General features: G+C 66.6%; 25 protein-coding genes. 19 read left to right on the top strand and 6 right to left on the bottom strand.

The annotated features are described in order from the left end of the window. Window positions 1-25 precede the first annotated feature (25 nt). Window positions 26-1,300: an ATP-binding protein gene (locus GRB96_RS11000; RefSeq protein WP_161432182.1), complete on the bottom strand. Its 1,275-nt coding sequence runs from the start codon at window positions 1,298-1,300 to the stop codon at window positions 26-28. 168 nt (window positions 1,301-1,468) lie between these two features. On the opposite strand from GRB96_RS11000, the gene GRB96_RS10995 reads away from it, so the two are divergent. Then, the gene (locus GRB96_RS10995) at window positions 1,469-3,058 is read left to right on the top strand and encodes a peptide chain release factor 3 (RefSeq protein WP_161432181.1); all 1,590 of its coding nucleotides are present in this window, start codon (window positions 1,469-1,471) and stop codon (window positions 3,056-3,058) included. Between the two features lie 202 nt (window positions 3,059-3,260). Beyond that, entirely contained in the window at window positions 3,261-4,019 is a 759-nt protein-coding gene (locus GRB96_RS10990) for a TatD family hydrolase (protein ID WP_161433090.1), read from the top strand. Here GRB96_RS10990 and ygfZ read toward each other — a convergent pair. Continuing rightward, on the bottom strand, window positions 4,014-5,048 hold the full coding sequence (ygfZ, locus tag GRB96_RS10985) for a CAF17-like 4Fe-4S cluster assembly/insertion protein YgfZ (protein WP_161432180.1): 1,035 nt from the start codon (window positions 5,046-5,048) through the stop codon (window positions 4,014-4,016). The two genes, GRB96_RS10990 and ygfZ, sit on opposite strands and share 6 nt — an antisense overlap. A gap of 142 nt (window positions 5,049-5,190) precedes the next feature. Between ygfZ and GRB96_RS10980 the strand changes: the two genes are divergently transcribed. From GRB96_RS10980 to GRB96_RS10955, 6 genes are all read left to right on the top strand, one after another. Then, window positions 5,191-5,388, top strand: a complete 198-nt coding sequence (locus tag GRB96_RS10980; protein ID WP_161432179.1) for a hypothetical protein — start codon at window positions 5,191-5,193, stop codon at window positions 5,386-5,388. Window positions 5,389-5,403: 15 nt separating this feature from the next. Beyond that, on the top strand, window positions 5,404-5,820 hold the full coding sequence (locus GRB96_RS10975; RefSeq protein ID WP_161432178.1) for an OsmC family protein: 417 nt from the start codon (window positions 5,404-5,406) through the stop codon (window positions 5,818-5,820). A 58-nt stretch (window positions 5,821-5,878) separates the two neighbouring features. Further along, entirely contained in the window at window positions 5,879-7,900 is a 2,022-nt protein-coding gene (uvrB, locus tag GRB96_RS10970) for an excinuclease ABC subunit UvrB (RefSeq protein WP_161432177.1), read from the top strand. Between the two features lie 234 nt (window positions 7,901-8,134). Then, a complete protein-coding gene (locus GRB96_RS10965) occupies window positions 8,135-9,640 on the top strand; it encodes a fumarate hydratase (protein ID WP_161432176.1) in 1,506 nt (501 codons plus the stop codon). Window positions 9,641-9,734: 94 nt separating this feature from the next. Beyond that, window positions 9,735-11,153, top strand: coding sequence for a cardiolipin synthase (gene cls, locus GRB96_RS10960; protein ID WP_161432175.1), 1,419 nt, complete (start codon window positions 9,735-9,737; stop codon window positions 11,151-11,153). A gap of 65 nt (window positions 11,154-11,218) precedes the next feature. Continuing rightward, on the top strand, window positions 11,219-12,136 hold the full coding sequence (locus GRB96_RS10955; protein WP_161433089.1) for a LysR substrate-binding domain-containing protein: 918 nt from the start codon (window positions 11,219-11,221) through the stop codon (window positions 12,134-12,136). Between the two features lie 19 nt (window positions 12,137-12,155). On the opposite strand, the gene GRB96_RS10950 is transcribed toward GRB96_RS10955, so the two are convergent. After that, a complete protein-coding gene (locus GRB96_RS10950) occupies window positions 12,156-13,250 on the bottom strand; it encodes a bifunctional nicotinamide-nucleotide adenylyltransferase/Nudix hydroxylase (protein WP_161432174.1) in 1,095 nt (364 codons plus the stop codon). Window positions 13,251-13,404: 154 nt separating this feature from the next. Here GRB96_RS10950 and GRB96_RS10945 point away from each other — a divergent pair, with 154 nt between their 5' ends. Both GRB96_RS10945 and GRB96_RS10940 read left to right on the top strand, forming a co-directional pair. Then, window positions 13,405-14,439, top strand: coding sequence for a YihY/virulence factor BrkB family protein (locus tag GRB96_RS10945; protein ID WP_161432173.1), 1,035 nt, complete (start codon window positions 13,405-13,407; stop codon window positions 14,437-14,439). A gap of 27 nt (window positions 14,440-14,466) precedes the next feature. Further along, complete coding sequence (locus tag GRB96_RS10940) at window positions 14,467-14,739, top strand: acylphosphatase (protein ID WP_161432172.1); 273 nt, start codon at window positions 14,467-14,469, stop codon at window positions 14,737-14,739. A 3-nt stretch (window positions 14,740-14,742) separates the two neighbouring features. On the opposite strand, the gene GRB96_RS10935 is transcribed toward GRB96_RS10940, so the two are convergent. From GRB96_RS10935 to GRB96_RS10925, 3 genes are read right to left on the bottom strand one after another with little or no spacing between them, the layout of a single operon-like run. Continuing rightward, on the bottom strand, window positions 14,743-15,687 hold the full coding sequence (locus GRB96_RS10935; protein ID WP_161432171.1) for a nucleoside hydrolase: 945 nt from the start codon (window positions 15,685-15,687) through the stop codon (window positions 14,743-14,745). 14 nt (window positions 15,688-15,701) lie between these two features. After that, complete coding sequence (locus GRB96_RS10930; protein ID WP_161432170.1) at window positions 15,702-16,664, bottom strand: ribokinase; 963 nt, start codon at window positions 16,662-16,664, stop codon at window positions 15,702-15,704. Between the two features lie 2 nt (window positions 16,665-16,666). Then, window positions 16,667-17,605: a D-2-hydroxyacid dehydrogenase gene (locus tag GRB96_RS10925; protein WP_161432169.1), complete on the bottom strand. Its 939-nt coding sequence runs from the start codon at window positions 17,603-17,605 to the stop codon at window positions 16,667-16,669. A 171-nt stretch (window positions 17,606-17,776) separates the two neighbouring features. On the opposite strand from GRB96_RS10925, the gene GRB96_RS10920 reads away from it, so the two are divergent. The 9 genes from GRB96_RS10920 to tolR all read left to right on the top strand — a co-directional run bounded on the left by GRB96_RS10920 (window position 17,777) and on the right by tolR (window position 24,785). After that, window positions 17,777-18,040, top strand: a complete 264-nt coding sequence (locus tag GRB96_RS10920; protein WP_161432168.1) for an FmdB family zinc ribbon protein — start codon at window positions 17,777-17,779, stop codon at window positions 18,038-18,040. Window positions 18,041-18,101: 61 nt separating this feature from the next. Then, window positions 18,102-19,883, top strand: a complete 1,782-nt coding sequence (aspS, locus tag GRB96_RS10915) for an aspartate--tRNA ligase (RefSeq protein WP_161432167.1) — start codon at window positions 18,102-18,104, stop codon at window positions 19,881-19,883. Window positions 19,884-20,129: 246 nt separating this feature from the next. Further along, on the top strand, window positions 20,130-20,879 hold the full coding sequence (locus tag GRB96_RS10910) for a YebC/PmpR family DNA-binding transcriptional regulator (protein WP_161432166.1): 750 nt from the start codon (window positions 20,130-20,132) through the stop codon (window positions 20,877-20,879). Between the two features lie 9 nt (window positions 20,880-20,888). Continuing rightward, entirely contained in the window at window positions 20,889-21,428 is a 540-nt protein-coding gene (gene ruvC / locus GRB96_RS10905) for a crossover junction endodeoxyribonuclease RuvC (RefSeq protein WP_161432165.1), read from the top strand. Between the two features lie 136 nt (window positions 21,429-21,564). Further along, a complete protein-coding gene (gene ruvA / locus GRB96_RS10900) occupies window positions 21,565-22,176 on the top strand; it encodes a Holliday junction branch migration protein RuvA (RefSeq protein WP_161432164.1) in 612 nt (203 codons plus the stop codon). 4 nt (window positions 22,177-22,180) lie between these two features. Further along, window positions 22,181-23,218, top strand: a complete 1,038-nt coding sequence (ruvB, locus tag GRB96_RS10895) for a Holliday junction branch migration DNA helicase RuvB (RefSeq protein ID WP_161432163.1) — start codon at window positions 22,181-22,183, stop codon at window positions 23,216-23,218. Then, the gene (gene ybgC, locus GRB96_RS10890) at window positions 23,215-23,631 is read left to right on the top strand and encodes a tol-pal system-associated acyl-CoA thioesterase (protein ID WP_161432162.1); all 417 of its coding nucleotides are present in this window, start codon (window positions 23,215-23,217) and stop codon (window positions 23,629-23,631) included. The genes ruvB and ybgC overlap by 4 nt, the downstream gene beginning before the upstream one ends. Window positions 23,632-23,642: 11 nt before the next feature. After that, window positions 23,643-24,332 (top strand): protein TolQ, encoded by a 690-nt coding sequence (gene tolQ / locus GRB96_RS10885; protein ID WP_161432161.1) that lies wholly within the window; start codon window positions 23,643-23,645, stop codon window positions 24,330-24,332. 12 nt (window positions 24,333-24,344) lie between these two features. Further along, entirely contained in the window at window positions 24,345-24,785 is a 441-nt protein-coding gene (gene tolR / locus GRB96_RS10880) for a protein TolR (RefSeq protein ID WP_161432160.1), read from the top strand. The last annotated feature ends 1 nt before the right edge of the window (window position 24,786 follow it).

The raw sequence follows: 24,786 nt of genomic DNA, 5'->3' as shown, positions 1-24,786 counted from the left end.
TCTCTCGCTCGGATGGTGGGTGAGCTCATTCGGCAGCGGGGGCCCGGGGCAGCACGACCTCGGTCAGAGTGCCACCCTGGGGGTGATTGTATAGGCTGACGCCGCCGCCGAAGCGGTTGATGGTGGCATGGGTCAGGAACAGGCCGATGCCCATCCCCTTGCTCTTGGTGGAGACGAAGGTCTCGCCGAGTTGGTCGGCGATAGCCAGGGCAACGCCGGGACCGTGGTCGCGGATATCGATGATTACCTCGTCGTCATGCCAGTCGAGGCCGATGACGATGTCGTCGGGGTTGGCGTCGGCAGCGTTGTTGAGCAGGTTGGTCAGCGCCTGCTCGAGGGTCGTATCCACCGCCAGCCAGGGGCGGCTGCGGTGTTCGGACACTGTCATGTGGTGGCTGACATCCGGACGCAGCACCAGCCAGCGCTGGACCACCCCGGCCAACCACACCTCGGCATCGGTGATCTGCGGCTCGCCCATGCGGCGGCGGTCGGCGCTCTCCACCAGTTGCTGCAGCCGCGACTTGCAGGTATCCACCTGTTGGCGCAGTAGCTCGATATCCTTCTGCAGCATGGGGTTGTCCTCGGCCTCTGCACGCATCTCGGAAAGCAGCACCGCCATGGTGGAGAGCGGGGTGCCCAGCTCGTGGGCGGTACCCGCGGCCTGGGTCGCCACGGCGAGCACCTGCTCGTTGCGCAGGGCGGCTTCGCGGGTCCGTGACAGTGCCTGCTCCCTGCTGCGCAGGGCGTGGGCCATCTTGTAGATGAAGAAGGTGACCAGGCCCGCCGAGAGGGCGAAGTTCAGCCACATGCCAAGCACGTGCAGGTTGAGACCGGCGGTCGGCCCGTGGCCACCGGTCAGCTGGGGTACCGGGTAGTGGAAGGCCAGCAACGCGCTGTAGCCGAGCATGGAGGTGGCCGCGATGATCCAGGCGCAGCGCCAGGGCAGGGTAGCGGCGGCGATGGTCACCGGTACCAGATAGTAGGTGATGAAAGGGTTGCTGGCGCCGCCGGTGAAGTAGAACAGCAGCGTCAGGCCGGCAACATCGGCCAGCAGGTGGAGCAGGTATTCGCCGTCGGTAACCGCGCGGTGGCGGCCCAGGCGCCACCAGGTGGCCAGATTGATCACCGCCATCACCAGCACCACACCGATCACCGCGGTTACCTGGAGTTCGAAGCCCAGCACCTCGACCCCGAAGATGATGGCGGCGAGGAAGCCGGTCCAGGTGATGCCGCGCACGATGGTCAAGCGCACCAGGTTGCGATTGGGGGTGGAGAGGGGCAGTGGCTGGGTGGTCTGCATGCTGGCTCCTTTTCGACCGCCACATGATAGCGCGCCTGTGGCGTCGGGTGGCGTGTCCGACCTACATTTCGGCCCGGCGAGGGCGTAGAATAGTCGCCAAACTCCTCTCTCGGCCCCGCGCTGCTCTCCTCGAGTACAAGGTCGAGAACCAATTGGCGAACCCAACGCATGTCAGACCAGAAACAGGCCCATGAGACCGGGCTTCGACGCACTTTTGCGATCATCTCGCACCCGGATGCCGGCAAGACGACCATCACCGAGAAGATGCTGCTGTTCGGCAATGCCATCCAGATGGCCGGCTCGGTGAAAAGCAAGCGCAACGACCGCCACGCCACCTCCGACTGGATGAAGATGGAGCAGGAGCGCGGCATCTCGGTGACCACCTCGGTGATGCAGTTCCCCTACGGCGGACGCATCGTCAATCTGCTCGACACGCCCGGCCACGAGGACTTCTCCGAGGACACCTACCGCACCCTGACTGCGGTGGATTCGGCGCTGATGGTGATCGACGGGGCCAAGGGCGTCGAGGCGCGGACCATCAAGCTGATGGAGGTGTGTCGCCTGCGTACCACGCCGATCCTCACCTTCATCAACAAGATGGACCGTGACATCCGCGATCCCATCGAGGTGATGGACGAGGTCGAGGAGGTGCTCAATATCCAGTGCGCGCCGATGACCTGGCCGATCGGCATGGGGCGTCACTTCAGGGGTGTCTACCACCTCTACAACGACACCATCCACCTCTATACCCAGGGGCAGGGCAGCCGCATTCCCGATGACAAGCGCATCGAGGGGCTCGACAACCCCGAGGTGGACGCGGTGCTCGGCGAGGAGCAGGCCGAGGAGCTGCGCATGGAGGTGGAACTGGTGCGCGGGGCGTCCCATGAGTTCGACCACGAGGCCTACCTGCGCGGTGAACTCTCGCCTGTCTATTTCGGTACCGCCATGGGCAACTTCGGGGTGCGCGAGATGCTCGACGGCTTCGTCGAATATGCGCCACCGCCGCAGCCTCGCGAGACGGACACGCGAACCGTGGAGGCCGAGGATGGCCGCTTTACCGGCTTCGTGTTCAAGATCCAGGCCAACATGGATCCCAACCATCGCGACCGCATCGCCTTCCTGCGCGTCTGTTCGGGCAAGTACGAGAAGAACATGAAGATGCGCCATGTGCGCATCGGCAAGGACGTCAAGATCGCCGATGCCCTGACCTTTATGGCCTCGGACCGCGCCCAGGTGGAGGAGGCTTGGCCTGGCGACATCATCGGCCTGCATAACCACGGCACCATCCAGATCGGTGACACCTTCACCCAGGGCGAGGACATGCGCTTCACCGGCATCCCGCACTTCGCGCCGGAGTTGTTCAAGCGCGTGCGCCTCAAGGACCCGCTGAAGATGAAGGCACTCCAGAAGGGCCTGCAGCAGCTTTCCGAGGAGGGAGCCACCCAGGTGTTCATGCCGCTGGACAACAACGACCTGATCCTCGGTGCGGTGGGTACCCTGCAGTTCGACGTGGTCGCCCACCGCCTCAAGGAGGAGTACAAGGTCGACTGTGTCTACGAGGGGGTGAACGTCAATACCGCACGCTGGGTCTACTGCGACGATGCCCGCAAGCTCGAGGAGTTCAAGCGCAAGGCGAGCACCAACCTGGCCATCGATGGTGGCGGCTACCTGACCTATATCGCCCCAACGCGCGTGAATCTGCAGATGACCCAGGAGCGCTGGCCGGAGATCCGCTTCCAGCCCACCCGGGAGCATTGATACCCTGGCGATAAGTTGCTGCGTCGCTCGGGGCTGATCCGGCGGCGGGCCTTCGAGGAGGCGCTGTGAACCCATCCCTGGGCGCTACCGATGCCATCCCTGGCATAGGACCTCCTCTTCGACCCGCCCCCGGCGCTCCCTCGCTTCATGCACGTAGCAAGGATACCTCTGCCTTGCGCCTTGATCCTTGTCGCTTGTCACTATGCTGATCGACGCCCACTGCCATCTGGACTTCCCCGACTTCGACGCCGACCGCGAGGCGGTGATCGAACGGGCCCGGGCGGCGGGTGTGGCGCAATTCATCGTGCCGGGCACGACGCGCCGTCGCTGGCCCGCCGTGCTGTCGCTGGGCGCACGCGATGATGTCAGTGTCTGCCTGGGGCTGCACCCCTACTTCATGGAGGAGCACGCCGAGGGGGACATCGAGGCGCTGGCGCAGGCGCTGGAAGCGAACCCGCAATCGGTGGCGGTGGGCGAGTGCGGCATCGACGCCCGCTTCGGCGACACCCTGGACGCCCAGTGGCGGCTGTTCGACGCGCAGCTGCGTATTGCCAAGGCGCGCAAGCTGCCGGTGGTGGTCCACTGCGTACGGGCCAACGACCCGGTGGCCAAGCGGCTGCGCCAGCTCGACCTTCCCGCCGGCGGCCTGGTTCACGCTTTCGCCGGCTCCCCGGAGCAGGCCGGCAAGTTCCTCGACCTGGGGTTCGTGGTGGGTCTTGGCGGGGCGGTCACCTTCGATCGGGCCAAACGCCTGCAGCGGGCGGTGCAGAGCCTGCCCGATGATGGCTATGTGCTGGAGACCGACAGTCCCGACATGCCTCTGGCTGGCCACCAGGGGGAGCGCAATGAACCCGCCCGAGTGGCCGAGGTATGCCGGGTCGTCGCCGGGCTGAGGGGGCAGGGCTCGGAGGCGGTGGCAGCGAACAGCACTGCCACCGCCCGTCGCCTGTTTCGGCTATGACGCCGCCAGGCTCTCCGGATCGAGGCGCTCGATGGGGTAGGGCAGCTGCAGCAGCTTGAGCTTCTGCCCGGCCACACTCAGAGGGCCGATATCCTCCTTGGTGCTTAGCACTACCAGCACCTCTGCCTGGTCGTAGGCGTCGAGCTCGGTGGTGATCACCTCTCCCACCGCCTTGTCATTGGTGTCGAGGACGGGGCTGCCGATTTCCGGCAGTACGCTGCCGTCGAGCTGGCCACGCATCAACCGGCGCTTTACCTGACCCCGGAAGTGGGCGCGTGCCACTACCTCCTGGCCGGTGTAGCAGCCCTTCTTGAAGCTGATGCCGCCCAGTGCCTCCCAGTTGATCATCTGCGGCAGCAGGGCGTCGCGGTGGTGTGAGGTCAACCAGGCCAGACCCGCCTGGATATCGTGCAAACACCAGACCGCATTGCCTGCCGGCGTGGCCTGCTCTGCCAGGGTCGGCCAGACCTCCGTCGCCCGCTCGGTTGGCAGGATGGCCAGCAGGCGCGGGCGGGGGCCGGGGTGTGCCAGCAGCTGGGTCTCGGCGTCGCCGGCCTGATGCCAGATCGCGGGAGGGGCAATATCCAGGCGTACCTCGGCCAGTGCCGAGGCCTCCTGGCCGATCAGGCCGATCAGCGCCAGGTCATCCCGCGCTGTCAGCTGGACCTTGTAGAAGACGGCGAACTTCTTCAGGTGGTCGGCCAGGGAGTCGACCAGGTCGCGGTGCAGGATCAGCCGGTAGTGGCCCTCGGCCACGCGCAGCAGCTGGGCGTTGGCCAGCATCCGCCCCTTGGGGGTGCAGAACACCGTCAGTGGGGCGAAGTCGCCATCGACCAGGTTGAGCTGGGCGCTCGCCTGGCCCTGCAGGAACTTCTCGGCATCGGCGCCCACCACATCCAGCACACCGAACTGCAGGAGCGGTGTCACCACCGTGGCATCCAGGGCCTGACGTGCGGCATCCTGTGTGTCGAAGGTGATGTGGTCGTCGGCGAGCGTGCGTGCGCCCAGCTCGGTGATCCAGTCCTGCATGGGAAGCCTCGTCGTGTCAGGGAAAGGGTCGGGATATCCGGAGACATGCGGGCGCCGCCGCGACATTGCAACCGCTGCCGGCCCGGGTGGCCCATGCTAGACTCCCGGGTTCATCCATGCCAGGCAAGCCAGGAGTCACGTCATGGCCCACCAGTCGCTGAGTTTCGAGGGTGTCACCGACGCCGATCAGGTCAATCGCATCACCACCGCGTTGATGATGCTCGATGGCGTCGATAGTGCCGAGGTGGGGCGCCACGGCGCCGAGGTGGAGGGTCGCGCCCGGCGGGAGGCGATGATCAAGGCGATCGAGGCCCTGAGGCTACCGATCCAAGTCAGGTGAGCAGGGAGTATCCGTGTGAAGAAGACCATTGATATCCAGAGCGTACGCAACCATATCTTCCGTCAGCGGGTCGAGCTTGACGGCTTCGAGGACCTGTTCGTGGATGTGCCGGAAGCCTACGGCGGCGAGGGCGGTGCCCCCGACCCCCACGACTACTTCGATCTGTCGCTTGGGGCCTGCAAGGCGATCACCTCGATGATGTATGCGCGGCGCAAGAAGTGGCCCCTGGAGGGCATCAGCGTCAAGGTGCACCGCGATGACAGCGATGAGCGCCACGGCACCTACCGCCTCGAGGTGGAGATGACTTTCCACGGCATCAGCGACCCGGAGCAGGTCGAGCGCCTCGAGGAGATCAGCCACAAGTGCCCCATCCACCGGCTGATGACCAGCTCCACGGTGGAGGTGAGCACCCGAGCCGTGATCCCGGTCTGATCCGGGGCGTGATACCGAGCGGCGGCCGGGTCGGCCGCCGCCCCAACTCGGAGACCCCATGAGCAAGCCCTTTCGCCTCGCCTCGAAGTTCCAGCCCGCCGGTGATCAGCCATCGGCCATCGCAGGCCTGGTGAGTGGCCTGGAGGCGGGGCTGGCCCATCAGACCCTGCTCGGGGTCACGGGCTCCGGCAAGACCTTCACCATGGCCAACGTGGTCGAGCGCCTGCAGCGCCCGACCATCGTCATGGCGCCCAACAAGACGCTGGCGGCCCAGCTCTACGGCGAGTTCAAGGCCTTCTTCCCGGACAACGCCGTGGAGTATTTCGTCTCCTACTACGACTACTACCAGCCCGAGGCCTATGTGCCCTCCTCGGACACCTTCATCGAGAAGGATGCCTCGATCAACGACCATATCGAGCAGATGCGCCTCTCCGCCACCAAGGCACTGCTGGAGCGCCGCGACGCCCTGATCGTGGTCTCGGTCTCCGCCATCTATGGCCTGGGTGATCCCGACCAGTACCTCAAGATGCGCCTGCACTTCACCCGCGGCGAGCTGATCGATCAGCGCAAGCTGCTGCGCCGCCTGGCGGAACTGCAGTACACCCGCAACGACATGGACTTCAAGCGCGGCACCTACCGGGTGCGCGGCGACGTCATCGACATCTTCCCGGCCGACGCCGAGGACGAGGCGGTGCGCGTCGAGCTGTTCGATGACGAGATCGACTCGATCCGGCTGTTCGACCCGCTCACCGGCGAGGTGCGTGGCGAGGTGCCGCGCATGACCATCTATCCCAAGTCGCACTACGTGACCCCCCGGGAGACGATCCTGGGGGCCATCGACCAGATCAAGGCGGAGCTCGTCGAGCGCCTCGAGTGGCTCAGGAAGCACGAGCGGCTGGTGGAGGCCCAGCGCCTGGAGCAGCGCACCCTCTACGACATCGAGATGATGCTGGAGCTCGGCTACTGCAACGGCATCGAGAACTACTCCCGCTATCTCTCGGGGCGCAACCCCGGGGAGCCGCCGCCCACCTTCTTCGACTACCTGCCCGACGACTCGCTGCTGTTCATCGACGAGAGCCACGTCAGCGTTCCCCAGGTCGGCGGCATGTACAAGGGCGACCGCTCGCGCAAGGAGACCCTGGTGGAGTACGGTTTCCGGCTGCCCTCGGCGCTGGACAACCGTCCCATGAAGTTCGAGGAGTGGGAGGCGATCTGTCCCCAGACCATCTTCGTCTCGGCGACACCTGGCCCCTACGAGGCCGAGCATGCCGGCCGGGTGGTGGAGCAGGTGGTACGGCCCACCGGCCTGCTCGACCCGGAGCTCGAGGTGCGTCCGGCCACCACCCAGGTGGATGACCTGCTCTCCGAGATCCACCTGCGCGCAGGGGCCAGCGAGCGTGTGCTGGTGACCACGCTGACCAAGCGCATGGCCGAGGATCTCACCGAATACCTGGACGAGCACGGGGTGCGGGTACGCTACCTGCACTCGGATATCGATACCGTGGAGCGGGTGGAGATCATTCGCGACCTGCGCCTGGGCAAGTTCGATGTGCTGGTCGGCATCAACCTGCTGCGCGAGGGCCTGGATATCCCCGAGGTCTCGCTGGTGGCGATCCTCGACGCCGACAAGGAGGGCTTCCTGCGCAACGAGCGCTCGCTGATCCAGACCATGGGGCGGGCCGCGCGCAATGCCCATGGCAAGGCGATCCTCTACGCGGACCGGGTCACCGACTCCATGCGTCGTGCCATGGACGAGACGGAGCGCCGCCGTGCCAAGCAGATCGCCTTCAACGAGGAGCACGGCATCACTCCGACCACGGTGACGCGCTCGGTGGCGGATATCCTCGAGGCGGCCCAGACACCGGGGAAGAAGGGCAAGGGGCGTCGCGGGGAGCGCAAGGTGGCCGAGCCGGCCGGTGTCTACGACCCCGCAGACCTTCCCCCCCAGGAGCTGGTCCGAGAGCTCACCCGGGTCGAGGATGCCATGTTGGAGGCGGCCCAGAACCTGGAGTTCGAGGAGGCCGCGCGGCTACGTGATCGCCTGCATGAGCTCAGGGAACGCCAGCTGGCGCTAGGGTAAGGCAGCCTGACGCTGCCGCCATTGTGCTGAGCATCAGGGTAGGTAGCCTGAGGGTTTCGAAACCGCTAATTATACCGTTATCTACTTTCTCAAACCACACATGATCCACTTTGGTGGCATCAATGAAGACAGAGCGAAGGGTAGGGTATAATGCCGCCCGTTCGAGCCCGCCACCGCGGCCACGAAGCGCCGTTCAGGAGCGGGCATGCCGACAAGCCAAGGAGTCCCTTGCCCATGACCGTGATTCGTCAGGATGATCTGATCCAGAGCGTCGCCGATGCCCTGCAGTACATCTCCTATTACCATCCCAAGGATTTCATCGACGCCATGGCCCAGGCCTATGAGCGCGAGGAGAACCCGGCGGCCAAGGACGCCATCGCCCAGATCCTGATCAATTCGCGCATGTGTGCCATGGGCCATCGCCCCATCTGCCAGGACACCGGCATCGTCACCGTCTTCCTGCATGTCGGCATGAATGTGCGCTGGGATGCCGAGATGAGCCTTGACGACATGGTCAACGAGGGCGTGCGCCGCGCCTACCAGCTGCCAGACAACGTGCTGCGTGCCTCGGTGCTGGCAGATCCTGACGGCGCCCGGAAGAACACCGGCGACAACACCCCGGCGATCATCCACCACAAGATCGTCCCCGGCGATACGGTCGAGGTCTACGTGGCAGCCAAGGGCGGCGGCAGCGAGGCGAAGTCCAAGTTCGCCATGCTCAACCCGTCCGACAGCGTGGTCGACTGGGTCATGGAGCAGCTGCCCAAGATGGGTGCCGGCTGGTGCCCGCCCGGCATGCTGGGTATCGGCATCGGTGGCACCGCCGAGAAGGCCATGGAGATCGCCAAGGAGGCGCTGCTCGACCCCATCGATATCCAGGAGCTGCAGGCTCGCGGCGCTTCCAATCGTGCCGAGGAGCTGCGTCTGGAGCTGTTCGACCGGGTCAACAAGAGTGGCATCGGCGCCCAGGGCCTGGGCGGCCTGACCACGGTGCTCGACATCAAGGTCAAGGACTACCCGACCCATGCCGCCAACAAGCCGGTAGCGATCATCCCCAACTGCGCCGCCACCCGCCATGCCCACTTCACCCTGGATGGCAGCGGTCCTGCGGCCCTGCCGGCGCCGAAGCTGGAGGACTGGCCGGAGATCACCCGCGAGGCGGGGGACAACGTCAAGCGCGTCGACCTCGACAGCGTGACGCCCGAGGAGGTGCAGACCTGGCAGCCCGGTGACACCCTGCTGCTCAACGGCAAGCTGCTGACCGGCCGCGACGCCGCTCACAAGCGCATGGTCGACATGATCGCCAAGGGTGAGCCGCTGCCGGTGGACCTCAAGGGCCGCTTTATCTACTACGTGGGCCCCGTGGATCCGGTGGGTGACGAGGTGGTGGGTCCGGCCGGTCCGACCACCGCCACCCGTATGGACAAGTTCACCCGCACCATGCTCGAGGAGACCGGCCTGCAGGGCATGGTCGGCAAGGCCGAGCGCGGCGAAGCGGCCATCGAGGCGATCCGCGACAACAAGGCGGTCTACCTGATGGCGGTGGGTGGCTCCGCCTACCTGGTGGCCCAGGCGATCAAGAAGGCCCGTGTGGTGGGCTTCGAGGATCTCGGCATGGAAGCCATCTACGAGTTCGAGGTGGAGGACATGCCGGTGACCGTGGCGGTGGACAGCCAGGGCACCTCGGTGCACCAGACCGGTCCCGCCAAGTGGAAGGAGATCATCGCCGAGCGGGCGTGACCCAGCCGCTTCAGGCGCTACCGCGGCCCCGCCTCCTGGCGGGGCCGCTGTCGTTTGAGTATGCTGCACAGGACTGTTTTTGCAGGGAGTGCGCATGACGTCCTGGCTGATCGGGCTGGCGATCTTTACGGTACATCTGCTGGGTATCCTTTCCGCGGTACTCGCCCTGCTGTCCAGCCGTACCTCCCAGGGAGCCATCGCCTGGATCCTCTCCCTGCTCACCTTTCCCTATCTGGCGGTGCCTGCCTACTGGATCTTCGGGCAGCCGCGCTTCTATGGCTATGTCTCGGCCCGTGGCGAGCGCGACAGCGTGCTGCGCCGGGTGCTGGCACGCTACCGCTCCCAGGTCGAACCCTTTCTCGCCGATGCCCGCGACCCCGATGTGCGTGCGGTGGAGCAGCTGGCCCAGATGCCTATGACCAGCGGCAACCGTGCCGAATTGCTGATCGACGGCCAGGCGACCTTCGACAGCCTCTTCGACGGTATCGAGAGGGCCGAGGAGTATGTGCTGGTGCAGTTCTTCATCGTGCGCAACGATGCCCTTGGAAGCGAGCTCAAGCGGCACCTGGTGCGCGCCGCCAGCCGAGGCGTGCGGGTCTATTTCCTGTACGACGAGGTGGGCAGCCACCAGCTCAACGAAGGCTACCTGCGTGACCTGGCCGAGGAAGGCATCGAGGTCAGCGCGTTCCGCTCCTCGCGGGGCTTTCGGCATCGCTTCCAGCTCAATTTTCGCAACCACCGCAAGGTGCTGGTGGTGGACGGCAGGGAAGGGTGGCTCGGTGGCTTCAACGTCGGCGTCGAGTACCTGGGGCACCATCCCCGCCACGGCCCCTGGCGCGACACCCACCTCAAGCTGAGCGGGCCCAGCGTACTGGGTCTTCAGGAGGCCTTCTGGGAGGACTGGCACTGGGCCACCGGTGAGCTGATCAACCTGGCCTGGCAGCCGACGCTGACCTGCGAGGAGTGCCACAGTGTGGTGATCGTGCCCTCGGGCCCGGCCGACTCGCAGGACACCGCCAGCCTGCTGGTCCAGCACGCCATTCACAGCGCCCGGGAGCGCTTCTGGGTCACCAGCCCCTATTTCGTGCCCGACCAGGGGGTGCAGGATGCCCTGCGTCTGGCGGCCATGCGCGGCGTGGACGTGCGCATCATGATGCCCGAGCGTCCCGATCACCTGCTGGTGTTCCTGTCGGCCTTCTCCTTCCTGCCCGATATGTTGCGTGCTGGCGTCAAGGTCTACCGCTACCAGCCCGGTTTCCTGCACCAGAAGGTCATGCTGATCGATGATGCGGCGGCCAGCGTCGGCACGGTCAACCTCGACAATCGCTCCTTCCGCCTCAATTTCGAGATCACCGCCTTTCTGCCTGACCGCCAGTTTGCCGCCCAGGTCCGCCTGATGCTCGAGAAGGACTTCAGCGACTGCCGTCGCATCGATATCGAGGAGATCACCTCGCGGCCATTGTGGCGCAAGTTGCTCTCCCGAGCCGCCTACCTGCTGGCCCCGATTCAGTGATATATTAAATGCTTGCGATGACCGGCATGGTCGGTCGTTACGCCCACCACGGATCGGGAGTCGCGGTGAACCTCGAGACCAAGTGGCTGGAGGACTTCGTTGCCCTGGCCAATACGCGCAGCTTTTCCGCCTCGGCGCGTCAGCGCCATGTCACCCAGCCGGCTTTCAGTCGCCGCATCCGCTCCCTTGAGCAAGCGGTGGGTGCCACCCTGGTGGACCGCTCCACCACCCCGGTCGGGTTGACTCCGGAAGGTCAGCTCTTCCTGGTCACCGCCCGCAACTTGGTGGAGCAACTCAATGAGAGCCTCGGACATCTACGGGGCCTGGCCATGGCCAACGAGGCGCTGGACATCGTCGCCGCGCACTCCCTGGCGCTGAGCTTCTTCCCGCCCTGGATCTCGCGCCTGCAGCAGGGCGTCGGCGAACTGCCCACCCGCCTGGTCGCCATGAACGTGGGCGAGGCGATCCACGTGCTGCGCGAAGGCAACTGCGACCTGATGCTCGCCTATCACGACTCCCACGCCACCATGCAGCTCGACTCCGAGGTCTTCCCCTCCTTCTCCATCGGCCAGGTGAAGATGCTGCCGGTCTGCCTGCCGGACGAGGACGGTGAGCCACGCTTCCCCTTGCAGGGGGAGGAGTCAATTCCCTATCTCGCCTACACCCAGGGCGCCTTCCTCGGGCGCAGCGTGCGCATGCTGCTCAAGAACGATCCGCTGCGCCTGCGCCTGCGCACCGTCTACGAGACTGCCATGGCCGAGGGGCTCAAGGGCATGGTGATGCAGGGTATCGGCATGGCCTGGATTCCCGACTTCTGCATCCGCGAGGAGCTCAAGGATGGCCGCCTGGTACGGGCCGGTGACGAGAAGTGGGATATCCCCCTGGAGATCCGCCTCTACCGCTGCTCGCTGGTGCACAAGCCCGGCGTCGAGAAGCTCTGGAAGCAGATGCAGAAGTTGCCCCGGGACTTCCTGGAGGCCTGACAGGGCGCGGTGTGCTGGGTCAGGAACCGCCGAAATCGGCGGGTAGGCCCAGGAAGTCCTGGATGATGAAGAAGTGGTCTTCGAACAGGCTCTCCGGGTCGAGGTCGGCCAGTGCCACCCAGCGCGCGTGATCACCGCCCTGGACCGGCTTGAGGCGCGGCAGCTGCTGCTCCGGGCGCAGCGCGAAGTAGAAGGCCTCGGCCAGGGTGCGCCCCCGCCAGCTGCGATGGGGCTCGTCGAAGAGGCGCTGGCCGCGCAGCGACCCCTTCAACACCGGCTCCGGCACCTTCAGCCGCACCCTCTCGCGCAGCTCTCGCAGGCAGGCATCCAGCAGGCGTTCATGGGGATTGATGAACCCCCCTGGCAGGGCGTAGAGCCCCTTGCCCGGGGCGGCGGTGCGCCGCACCAGCAGCACATGCCCGGACTGCACCACCACCGCATTGACCGTGACGAAGATGGGCGGGTAGGGCGCCTGGGCCCAGGCGCTGCGGTACTGGTCGAGCAGCACCTGCTCCTCGATCAGCTGGCGGTAACCCTCACCGGCGCAGAAGTCGCGCAGGGCATCGACGACACCGGGCGGCAGATCATGGGAGGCGCCGGTGCTCAGGTAGTCGCCGGCAGAGGGCGTGGAGCGGAACAGGCGCTCACGTATCTGGCTGGCCGAGATGCCCTCCACCAGTGGCACGCTCACCGACTCCCATTGGGGAAATAGCGACAGGTAGTAGCTGGATTGGCCGCGGCTGGCACCGATCAGGCCGATGCGCGGTAGTCGCGCCCCGAGGGGACTGGCGATATCGCGTACCTTGCGCTGCACGTCACGCACCCAGACGTCGTTGTTGTAGAGCGCATCGAGCAGCGGTACCACGGCAAGGCGTTCGTTCTCCTCGGCATCGAAGGCGCTGCGCAGCATGGCGCGGCGCTCTTCGAAGCGCCAGGGATTGCGCAGGGAGCGCGCCTGCCAGGCCGACCCCACCATCACGATCACCTTCCGGGCACGCTTAAGGGCCTGGTGGATCACCGCGAGATGGCCCAGGTGGGGCGGCTGGAAGCGACCGATGAAGACCAGGCAGTCGAAATCGGGGCTCTCGGAGGTGGCGTCCGTGCAAGGGCTCATTCGAGGGGCCTGCTGTGAAGTGATTTCTCCATTATGTTTGTGCTGACAGTGGCTTGCAATGTGCCTGATGGCTTCGGCGAGACGCCTCGGGCGGGCTTCGGGTATGCTGTGGTGAAACGATGTTTCGACAGGTTACAGGGAAGTGGGGAGTTCGATGTTCGATCCGAGGAAACTGACGCCCGCCCGGCTCAAGGCTGGCTTGCGGTTCTGGTGGCGCGTGGTGCATGGCGCCATCCGCCTGTGGCTGGAACGCAACGCCTTCAGCTACGCCGGTTCGCTGGCCTTCTACACGCTGTTCTCTCTGGCACCGACGGTGATCATCGCGGTCACCGTGATCGGTCTGGTGCTGGGAGAGGAGGCCGCCCACGGCCAGATCGTCGCCCAGCTGCAGGGCACCATGGGCCAGGACGCCGCCGCCGCCATCGAGGCCGCCGTCGCCCAGTCGCGCATCGAGGAGTCCGGGCTGCTGCCTACTCTGCTGGGTTTCGGGGCGCTGATGGTGGGTGCCACCACGGTATTTGCCCAGATGCAATTCTCCCTCAATACCATCTGGGGAGTGACCGCGCGACCCAGTGCCAACAGCGCTCTGGTGTTCATCAAGAACCGCCTGCTGTCGCTGACCGTGGTGCTCTCCATCGGATTCATCCTGCTGGTCTCGCTGGTCCTGGGCGTGATGCTTCGCGCTGCCCTGCAGGCCGCCGACGAGATGGTGCCCTACGTGGGACTGCTGACCACCACCGCCGAGTTCCTGGTCTCCCTGGCGGTGATCGCCGCGCTCTTCGCGACCATCTTCAAGGTCCTGCCCGACGTGGTGCTGAGCTGGCGTGACGTGGTGGTGGGAGCCCTGGTGACCGCGCTGCTGTTCGCGGTAGGCCGCTCGGTGATTGCCGTCTACCTGTCGCATACCGCCACCGCCTCCACCTACGGGGCGGCGGGCTCGGTGGTGATGATCCTGCTGTGGGTCTACTACTCGTCATTGATCCTGCTGCTCGGCGCCGCCTTCACCCGCTGCCACCTGACCGAGCGTGGCAAGCCGCTGGTGCCCCGCAACACCGCCGTGGTGGTCCGGCGGGAGCTGCTCGATGATGGTCAGCGGAAGGCGTCGGCGCCTGGAACCACTGAGAGCACCACCTCGGCGGTGGCAGACAGCGACCCCGGCCCGATAGAAAGGGATGTGATAGAAAGGTAGGCATCATCCTGCGAGGAGGATTGCGTCATGCAGACGACTTGCCTGAAGGCCCTGGTGACCGGCAAGGTCCAGGGCGTCTGGTACCGCCGCGCCACCCAGGAGCAGGCGCTCAGGCACGGCCTCACCGGCCATGCCACCAACCTGCCTGATGGCCGCGTGGAGGTACTGCTGTGCGGCCATCAGGAGGCGGTGAAGACCGTCGGCGAGTGGCTGTGGAAGGGCCCGGAGAACGCCCGCGTCACCCACGTGGAGTTCGAGGTGCTCGAGACCCACGCCCCGGACGACTTCCGTACCGGTTGAGCCTCAGGCGAGCACGTCGGCGATCCAGTCGCTGACCGCCTCGCCTTCGACACCCAGGCAGACATGCACCAGCGGGGTCCGCGACCAGCGCGCCTCGATGAAGCCGCGCCCCTCGGGTGCGAAGATCGTCTGCCCCTCGGCATCGCCCTCGGTGGCCACGGTGAGGTGACCGCGGGCCGTGGTGAACAGCTCCGGGCGCAGCAGCCAGGCCAGGGCGCAGCTGTCGTGGGGGCAGCAGCCATCGATGCCCAGGAACTCGTGGTAGAAGTCACGGTAGAAGGCGTAGCTGCCGGCCAGCACCTGACCGAGCTCTCCCTGTCCCGCCTCGATGCGCTTCATGTGCTCCGGGGTCAGCACGCAGCGGTGGGTGACATCGAGCCCCACCAGGGTCAACGGCCACCCGGCAGTCAGCACCCTCGACGCGGCATCCGGATCGTTGAACATGTTGGCCTCGGCCACGGGGGTGACATTGCCGCCCTCGCGGACCGACCCGCCCATGATCACCACCTGCTTCACCTTGTCGATGATCGCGGGGTCGAGCTGCAGCGCCGCTGCCAGGTTGCCCACCGGACCTACCGCCACCAGCGTCACCTCGCCGGGGCGGGCGCTCACGGTATCGACGATGAACTGTGCCGCACTGCGGGGATCGGCCCGCCCCTCGACCTCGGGCAGGGCGATATCGCCCAGGCCGTTGGCGCCATGGATATGGGCGGGGGGCGCATGGCGGGCCTTGACCATGGGCGCCGCCGCGCCTTGGGCGACCGGGACATCGTCGCGCCCGGCCAGCTGGGCGAGCAGCAGGGCATTGCGGGTAGCCACCCCCACGTCGACATTGCCGTAGGTGGTGGTCATGCCCAGCAGCTCAATCTCGGGATGGCGCAGGGCGATGGCGATGGCCTGGGCGTCATCCACGCCGGGGTCGGTATCGAAGATGATGGAATGTGTCATGACGCGCTCCGCGGTCAGGGGGCTTCAGGGTTGACGGGGGCACCCGGTGATCCGGGGCCTTGCTTCAGGGCCCGCTCCACCTCATCGAGGGCGGGAATGCTCTCCGCGGCGCCGGGGCGCTGCACGCCGAGGGCCGCGGCAGTGGCGGCGCGGCGCAGGCACTCGGCGATGGGCATGTCCGCCTGCAGGGCGGCCAGGTAGTAGCCGATGAAGGTATCGCCGGCGGCGGTGGTGTCCACCGCCACGACCGGTAGCGCCGGCTGGTGGCGGCGTTCATCGTGGTGCTGGTACCAGGCGCCTTCGCCGCCCAGGGTCAGCACCAGCTCGGTCTCGGGCAGCCGTGAGGCCAGGGCATCGAGCAGTGCCTCGGCGCTGCTCTGCACGGCAAGGCCAGCCAGTCGGGCGGCCTCGGTGCGGTTGATGAACAGCACGGAACACAGCGACAGCGGCAGCTGCACCACGCTGTCATCCATGGGCGCCGGGTTGAAGGCCACCCTGAGGCCTCGCTCGATGGCCAGGGGGATCAGCTCCTCCAGACCGCTACGCTCGTTCTGCAGCAGCAGCCAGTCACCCGGGGTGGCAGCATCGACGAGCTCGGCCAACTGCTCTCGCGAGTTTCCGTGGTTGGCGCCGGGGAACAGGATGATGGCGTTCTCGCCGCTGTCATCCACCTGGATGATGGCGTGGCCGCTGGGCTCCTCCACCAGGGTGACTCGGCTGATGTCGACCCCGGCCTCGGCCAGAATGTCGCGGGCCCAGGCGTCCTGGCGCCCGACTCGCCCCCAGTGGCTCAGGCGGCCACCGGCCCGGGCCATGGCGAGCGACTGGTTAGCGCCCTTGCCGCCCAGCCCCACACGGTAGTCGCGGCTGGCCAGGGTCTCCCCCGGCGCCACCAGGTGTGGGACCCGGTAGAAGTGGTCGAGGTTGATGGAACCATAATTGTGGCAGTAGAAGTGCTGGCTCTCGACTCGCTGCATCGTCACCGCCCCCGTGACCATTCGCGGAGGTTGTCGGCTGTCAGCGCCACCACGTTCTGGCGCGCCTCGGGCGTGATCCAGGCGTTGTGGGGCGTAACGATCAGGTTGAGCGGCTCCTGCAGGGCAGCAATCAGCGGGTGGCCATCCCGCGGCGGCTCCTCGGGCAGCACGTCCACGGCAAGCCCGCCCAGGCGCTCCTCGCGCAGGGCGGCGAGCGCCGCTTCCTCGTCGATAATGCCGCCTCGGGCACAGTTGACCAGCAGGGCGCCCGGCTTGAGGCGTGCCAGCAGGTCGGCACCAACCAGGTGATGGGTGGCCTCGTTGAGCGGACAGTGCAGGCTGATCGCATCCACCTCCGAGGCCAGCTCGGCCAGCCCCGGGCGGTCGTCATGGGCCTCGTTACCGGGACGGGCGGTGAAGGTCACGCGCATGCCGAAGGCTTCGGCCAGCTGTGCCACACGGCTCCCCAGCTCCCCCTGGCCGACGATCGCCAGGTGCTTGCCCTCGAGCTGCAGGGTGCGGTGATCCATCAGGCAGAAGAAGGGGCTCTCGCCCCAGCGGCCTGCCGCCACGTCGCGCTGATAGAGCGGCAGGCGATTGGCCAGGACCAGCAGCAGCATCAGGGTGTGCTGGGCCACGCTGGCGGTGCCGTAGCCGGTCACGTTCTTCACCGCGATGCCCAGGCGCCTGGCCGCGGCCATGTCGATATTGTTGGTTCCCGTGGCCAGTACGCAGATCAGCTTCAGGGAGGGCAGGGCCTCCAGGGTCTCGGCGTCCAGTACCACCTTGTTGACGATGGCGACCTCGGCGGCGGCGAGGCGCTCCCGGGCCTCGTGGGTAGTGCTTCTTTCGTGGACCACCAGGTCATCGAGCTGCTCGCGAAGAGGGGCCAGGTCGACATCGGGACCGAGACTTGCGGCATCGAGAATGACGGCTTTCATCGGAGGTTCCTTGCTGTGTGAGGTGCGCCTTGCCCGCACTGGTGTGTGGCGCGCTATAATAGCGGGCTTTGGCAGGCTTGGAAGTTGCCATGGCCGGCCGCATATCGCCTGTGTCGGGCCCAGCCCGACCGCGTCCTGAACTGGGTGATGACGATTTGGAGTGATCAAACCATGCCCATCTACGAATACGAGTGCAAGGCCTGCGGCCACCGCCTGGAAAAGCTTCAGAAGCTCAGCGCAGAGCCGCTGACCGACTGCCCCGCCTGCTCGGCCTCGGCGCTGTCGCGCCTGGTCTCCGCCGCGGGTTTCCGACTGGCCGGCGGTGGCTGGTACGAAACCGATTTCAAGTCCGGCAGCAAGAAGAACCTCGCCGGTGACGGCGGTGGCGCCAAGCCGGACGGCAAGACAAGCAAGAAGGATGGAGCGGCGGCCTGAGGGCTGCCCCTCGTCGTTTCACGTTATTCGACTTACACCACGCAACAGAACAGGACACGACATGCGCAGCCATTATTGCGGCCAGCTCAACGAGACCCTGGTGGACCAGACGGTCACCCTGTGCGGCTGGGTACACCGCCGCCGTGACCACGGGGGCGTGATCTTCCTCGACATGCGCGATCGCGATGGCATCGCCCAGGTCGTGGTCGACCCCGACACCGCCGAGGCCTTCGCCAACGCCGACCGCGCCCGCAGCGAGTATGTGCTGCGCATCCAGGGCCGCGTCCGGCTGCGCCCCGAGGGTACCCAGAACCCCAACATGCCCACCGGCATGATCGAGGTGCTGGCCAAGGACGTGGAAGTGCTCAACACCGCCGCCACCCCGCCGTTCCAGCTCGACGAGCATGGCAAGGTGGGCGAGGAGGTGCGTCTCAAGCACCGCTATATCGACCTGCGTCGCCCGGAGATGATCGACAAGCTGCGCCTGCGTTCGCGCATCTCCCACAGCGTGCGCGCCTTCCTCGAGGGCCAGGGCTTCCTCGATATCGAGACGCCGATCCTGACCCGTGCCACCCCCGAGGGTGCCCGCGACTACCTGGTGCCCAGCCGTACCCATGCGGGCAGCTTCTTCGCGCTGCCCCAGTCGCCACAGCTCTTCAAGCAGCTGCTGATGGTGGCCGGCTTCGATCGCTACTATCAGATCGCCAAGTGTTTCCGCGACGAGGACCTGCGTGCCGACCGTCAGCCGGAGTTCACCCAGATCGACCTCGAGGCCTCCTTCGTGGAGGAAGAGGACATCATGGGCATCACCGAGGCGATGATCCGCCAGCTGTTCCAGGAGGTGCTGAGCGTCGAGCTGCCCGAGTTCCCGCGCATGAGCTGGCACGAGGCGATGAACCGCTACGGTTCCGACAAGCCCGACCTGCGCATTCCGCTGGAGCTCACCGACGTCGACGACCTGATGAAGCAGGTCGACTTCAAGGTATTCTCCGGGCCGGCCAGCGCCGACGACGGTCGCGTGGCCGCCCTGCGCGTGCCCGGTGGCGCCAGGCTCTCGCGCAAGGAGATCGACGAGTACACCAAGTTCGTCGGCATCTACGGCGCCAAGGGACTGGCCTGGATCAAGGTCAACGAGCGCGCCAAGGGGCTGGAGGGGCTGCAGTCGCCCATCGTCAAGTTCATGGAGAACGTCGTCGAGGAGCTGCTCGAGCGGGTGGGTGCCGAGGATGGCGACATCATCTTCTTCGGTGCCGACAAGGCGCGCATCGTCAACGAGGCGATCGGTGCGCTGCGCGTCAAGCTGGGCGAGGACCTCGACCTCTATACCCGGGAGTGGGCGCCGCTGTGGGTGGTGGACTTCCCGATGTTCGAGGCCGACGACGACGGTCGCCTCAGCCCGCTGCACCACCCCTTCACCTCGCCGGCATGCAGCCCCGAGGAGCTCAAGGAGAACCCCGCCGAGGCGCTCTCGCGTGCCTACGACATGGTGCTCAACGGCACCGAGCTGGGGGGCGGTTCCATCCGTATCCATGACCAGGCGATGCAGCGCCGCGTGTTCGAGATCCTCGGCATCGGCGAGGAGGAGGCCCGCGAGAAGTTCGGCTTCCTGCTCGACGCCCTGCAGTACGGCGCACCGCCCCACGGCGGCCTGGCCTTCGGCCTCGACCGCCTGGTGATGCTGATGACCGGCGGGCGTACCATCCGCGAGGTGATCGCCTTCCCGAAGACCCAGAGTGCGGCCTGCCTGATGACCGACGCGCCTGGCGAGGTCAGCGGAGATCAGCTCAAGGAGCTGAATATCCGCCTGCGGCAGAAGGCCAGGGCCGAGTCCACCGGCGAGTGACGTCGCCCCCGACCCGATACACCTCACCGGCGCCCCAGGGCGCCGGTGTTGTGTCCTGCACACTCCGCCATGCCGGATTACCCGGCCGGCGAGGGGCGCCGGGGACAAGCCGGAGAGGAGGTCCTACGCCAGGGATGGCGTCGGTAGCGCCCAGGGAGGGGTTCACAGCGCCTCCTCGCAGGCTTGTCGCCGGAACAGCCCCGAGCCTTGAGGTAGCCAGCGTGGCCTACTCGTTCAGGAGGTAACATGGCCGGCCATAGCAAGTGGTCCAATATCAAGCACCGCAAGGCGGCCCAGGACGCCAAGCGCGGCAAGATCTTCAACAAGCTGATCCGTGAGCTCACCGTGGCCGCGCGCCAGGGTGGCCCCGATCCGGCAGACAACCCGCGCCTGCGCACCGCCGTGGACAAGGCGCTCTCCAGCAACATGCCCAAGGACACCGTGCAGCGCGCCATCGACCGCGGCGCCGGCAATGCCGATGATGACGCCATGGAGGAGTGCATCTACGAGGGCTACGGCCCGGAAGGGGTGGCGGTGATGGTCGAGTGCCTCACCGACAACCGCAACCGGACCGTCTCGGAAGTGCGACATGCCTTCAGCAAGTGCGGCGGCAATCTCGGCACCAGCGGCTCGGTGGCCTTCATGTTCCACAAGCAGGGCCGCCTGGCGCTGCCTGCGGGAATCTCGGAGGAGGCGGTGATCGAGGCGACTCTGGAGGCCGAGCCCGATGATATCGTGACCCTCGATGACGACACCCTGGAAGTAGTCACGGCCCCCGACGCCTACCATGAGGTCAAGGAGGCGCTGATCGCGGCGAACATCGAGCCCGAGCGCAGTGAGCTGGGCCTGTTCCCCGAGACCACCACACCGATCGAGGACGAGGAGCTTGCCCGCAAGGTGATCCGCCTGATCGACATGCTCGAGGACCTGGATGACGTCCAGAATGTCACCACCAACGCGGAGTTCGACGATGCCGTTCTCGACGCTATCGAGTGAATGGCCGACATGCTGATTCTGGGCATCGACCCCGGCTCGCGGATCACCGGCTACGGCGTGCTGGACGTGACCACGGCCACGCCGCGCTACGTGGCCAGCGGCTGCATCCGCATCCGCGCCGACGACCTGGCCCAGAAGCTGGCCCAGGTCTATGCGGGGGTGAGCGAGCTGATCGCCGTGCATCGCCCGGCGGAGTTCGCCATCGAACAGGTGGTGATGTCGAAGAATGCCGACTCGGCCCTCAAGCTGGGCCAGGCGCGCGGCACCGCCATCGTCTGTGCGGCCAACCACGGCCTGCCGGTGAGCGAGTACGGCCCGCGCCAGATCAAGCAGGCGGTGACCGGCTCGGGGCGTGCCGACAAGCTCCAGGTGCAGCATATGGTGACCGCGATCCTGGGGCTCTCCGCGATGCCCCAGGCCGATGCCGCTGATGCCCTGGCCATTGCCCTGACCCACGCCCATGCGCGCCGCGGGCTAATGACCAGCGGCAGCTTCGGTGGCCATCGCAGCCGGCGCAAGGGCAGCTCCTGGCGCGATTTTCGGCCCTGACGCTGTCGCTTCCAGGCGACGCTTTCGGCGTTCTCGAACGCCGTTCTACCGGGCTGGCCAGCCCCGCGGCCGACCAGTATAGTGGCTCCAACGGCGGCGCCTGCCGCCCACCCTGACGCAAGGATACGGACTTCCCATGATCGGACGCCTGCGAGGCACGCTTCTCGACAAACAGCCCCCCTGGCTGGTGGTGGATGTGGCCGGCGTCGGCTACGAGCTGGAGGCCTCCATGACCACGCTGGTGGCCCTGCCTGCCGTCGGCGAGGCGGTATCGCTCTACACCCACCTCAGCGTGCGTGACGATGCCCACCTGCTTTATGGCTTCCTGCGCGACCAGGAACGCACCCTGTTCCGGGCGCTGATCAAGGTCAACGGCGTGGGGCCCAAGCTGGCCCTGGCGATCCTCTCCGGCATGGACGAGGCGGCGTTCCGGCGCTGCGTGCTGGATGACGACGTCAAGTCGCTGACGCGGCTGCCCGGCGTCGGCAAGAAGACTGCCGAACGGCTGATCATCGAGATGCGTGACCGCTTCCCCCACTGGGAGTCCCCGGAGCCCTCCCTGTCGGGACTCGAGGGCGGCAGTCAGCCGGGCTCTTCGGAACAGGACCCGCTGGCCGATGCCGAGGCGGCGCTGGTCAGCCTCGGCTACAAGCCGACCGAGGCGGCCAGGATGCTCAGTGGCCTCGAGGGCGAGGGCAGTACCGAGGCCATGATCAAGGCGGCATTGAGCCGCCGGATGGCGGGGTAGCACGATGCTGGAGAGCGACCGTCTGATCGCCGCCGACGTCCGCGAAGGAGAAGAGCCCGTCGATCGCGCCATTCGCCCCAAGCGACTCGCCGACTACATCGGCCAGCCCCGGGTGCGCGAGCAGCTCGAGATCTTCATCGGCGCCGCTCGTGGACGCGGCGAGAGCCTCGACCACACCCTGGTGTTCGGTCCTCCCGGGCTCGGCAAGACGACCCTGGCCAACATCATCGCCGAGGAGATGGGGGTAGGGCTCAAGTCGACCTCTGGACCGGTGCTGGAGCGCGCCGGCGACCTGGCCGCCATGCTCACCAATCTCGAACCTGGTGATGTGCTGTTCATCGACGAGATCCATCGCCTCTCGGCGGTGGTGGAGGAGATCCTCTATCCCGCCATGGAGGACTTCCAGCTCGATATCGTGATCGGCGAGGGGCCGGCGGCACGCTCGATCAAGCTCGACCTGCCGCCCTTCACCCTGGTGGGCGCCACCACCCGAGCGGGCCTGCTTACTTCGCCGCTGCGTGACCGCTTCGGTATCGTCCAGCGCCTGGAGTTCTATGCCATCGAGGAGCTCACCGAGATCGTCTCACGCTCGGCGCGATTGATGGGGGTCGTGGCCGATCCCGAAGGGGCGCTGGAGGTGGCGAAACGCTCCCGGGGCACGCCACGCATCGCCAACCGGCTGCTGCGCCGTGTGCGCGACTACGCCGAGGTGCGCGGCAACGGCCATGTCGACGCCGCCATCGCCGACCGGGCCCTGGACATGCTTCATGTCGACCAGCACGGCCTCGACCATATGGATCGCCGCCTGCTGCTGGCGATGATCGAGAAGTTCGACGGCGGGCCGGTGGGCGTCGACTCCCTGGCCGCCGCCATCGGCGAGGAGCGCGACACCATCGAGGACGTGATCGAGCCCTACCTGATACAGCAGGGGCTGATGATGCGCACCGCCCGCGGTCGGGTGGTGACTCGCCAGGCCTGGCAGCACTTCGGCCTGGCTCCCGCGGCCGGCGCCGAGGATGCGGCGGGGGAGACCCGTCCATGAACGAGTTTCGCTTCCCGGTTCGCGTCTATATCGAGGATACCGATGCCGGCGGCATCGTCTACTACGTCAACTATCTCAAGTACATGGAGCGGGCACGCAGCGAATGGCTTCGCGCACGGGGCATCACCCAGCACGCGCTGTTCGAGAGCGGGGTCCAGCTGGTGGTGCACCGGCTGGAGTGCCGCTATGCCAAGCCCGCCAGGCTGGATGACGCGCTCGAGGTGAGCGCGGAGGTCCTGACCGCGGGTCGTGCCCGGCTGCAGTTCGGCCAGGTGGTGACCCGTCGCGGGGAACCCCTGTGCGAGGCGAGGGTCGACATCGCCTGTATCGACGCCAGGCGCCTCAGGCCCATACCCTGGCCGCCGGCGCTCGCCGAGCTGCTGGCTCACACTTCTGCTCAACCGCAAGCCTGACGAGGATGCCCGTGAACGACGCCATGTCCATACCCCACCTGATCATGAACGCCAGCACCGTGGTGCAGCTGGTCATGCTGCTGCTCACGGTGGGGTCGATCCTCTCCTGGATCGTGATCTTCCAGCGCACCTTCATGATGCGCCGCGCCCGCAAGGCCCACCGTGGCTTCGAGGACCGCTTCTGGTCCGGTGTCGATCTCAATGAGCTCTACCGCGAGGTGCCCCCGGAGCAGGAGACCCAGGGCGCCGAGCACATCTTTCGCGCCGGCTTTCGCGAATTCAACCGGCTGATGTCCAAGACCCGCAGTCCCCAGGCGATCCTCGAAGGGGTGCAGCGCAGCATGCGGGTGGCCTGGTCCAGGGAGGAGGAGCGTCTCAACCTGCACCTGGTCTTCCTGGCTACCGTGGCCTCGGCCAGCCCCTATATCGGGCTGTTCGGCACGGTGTGGGGCATCATGGGCTCCTTCCAGTCCCTCTCCATGGCCCAGCAGGCGACCCTCTCCACCGTGGCGCCGTGGATCGCCGAGGCCCTGATCGCCACTGCCATGGGGCTGTTCGCCGCCATCCCGGCGGTGATCTTCTACAACCGCCTGTCCGCGGAGTCCGGCCGCCTGCTGGGCAAGTACGAGGACTTCGCCGAGGAGTTCCACTCCATCCTGCACCGCAACCTGCAGGGCCGGTCAGACGCCGGCGGTGCCTGAGGGAGTCACGTCATGCATGGACCCTTTCATCGCGGGGGAGCCCGCAAGCCCATGGGCGAGATCAACGTGGTCCCCTTTATCGACGTCATGCTGGTGCTGCTGGTGATCTTCATGATCACAGCACCCATGCTGACCCAGGGGGTCAACGTCGATCTTCCCCAGGTGACCTCGGAGCCAATCGATCCCCCCGAGGACAGCGACCCGATCATCGTGTCGGTGGATCGCGACGGTCAGTACTACCTCTCCATCGGCGGCGACGAGACCGAGATGCCCCTGGAGGAGGTCGCCGATCGCGTGATCATCCTGCTCGAACGCAAGCCCGGCACGCCCGTGATGGTCCGCGGCGATCGCAACGTCTCCTATGGCCAGGTGGTGACCCTGATGGGCACGCTGCAGACCGCCGGCGTCGCCAACGTGGGGCTGATCTCCGAGCCGCCGAGCGGGGGGGAGTAAG

Origin of the sequence: Halomonas alimentaria (assembly GCF_009902005.1) — a bacterium.
Taxonomy (GTDB): Bacteria; Pseudomonadota; Gammaproteobacteria; order Pseudomonadales; family Halomonadaceae; genus Halomonas; species Halomonas alimentaria.
The sequence above is the reverse complement of the archived record's forward strand: the minus strand, read 5'-3'. Positions and strand labels throughout refer to the sequence as shown.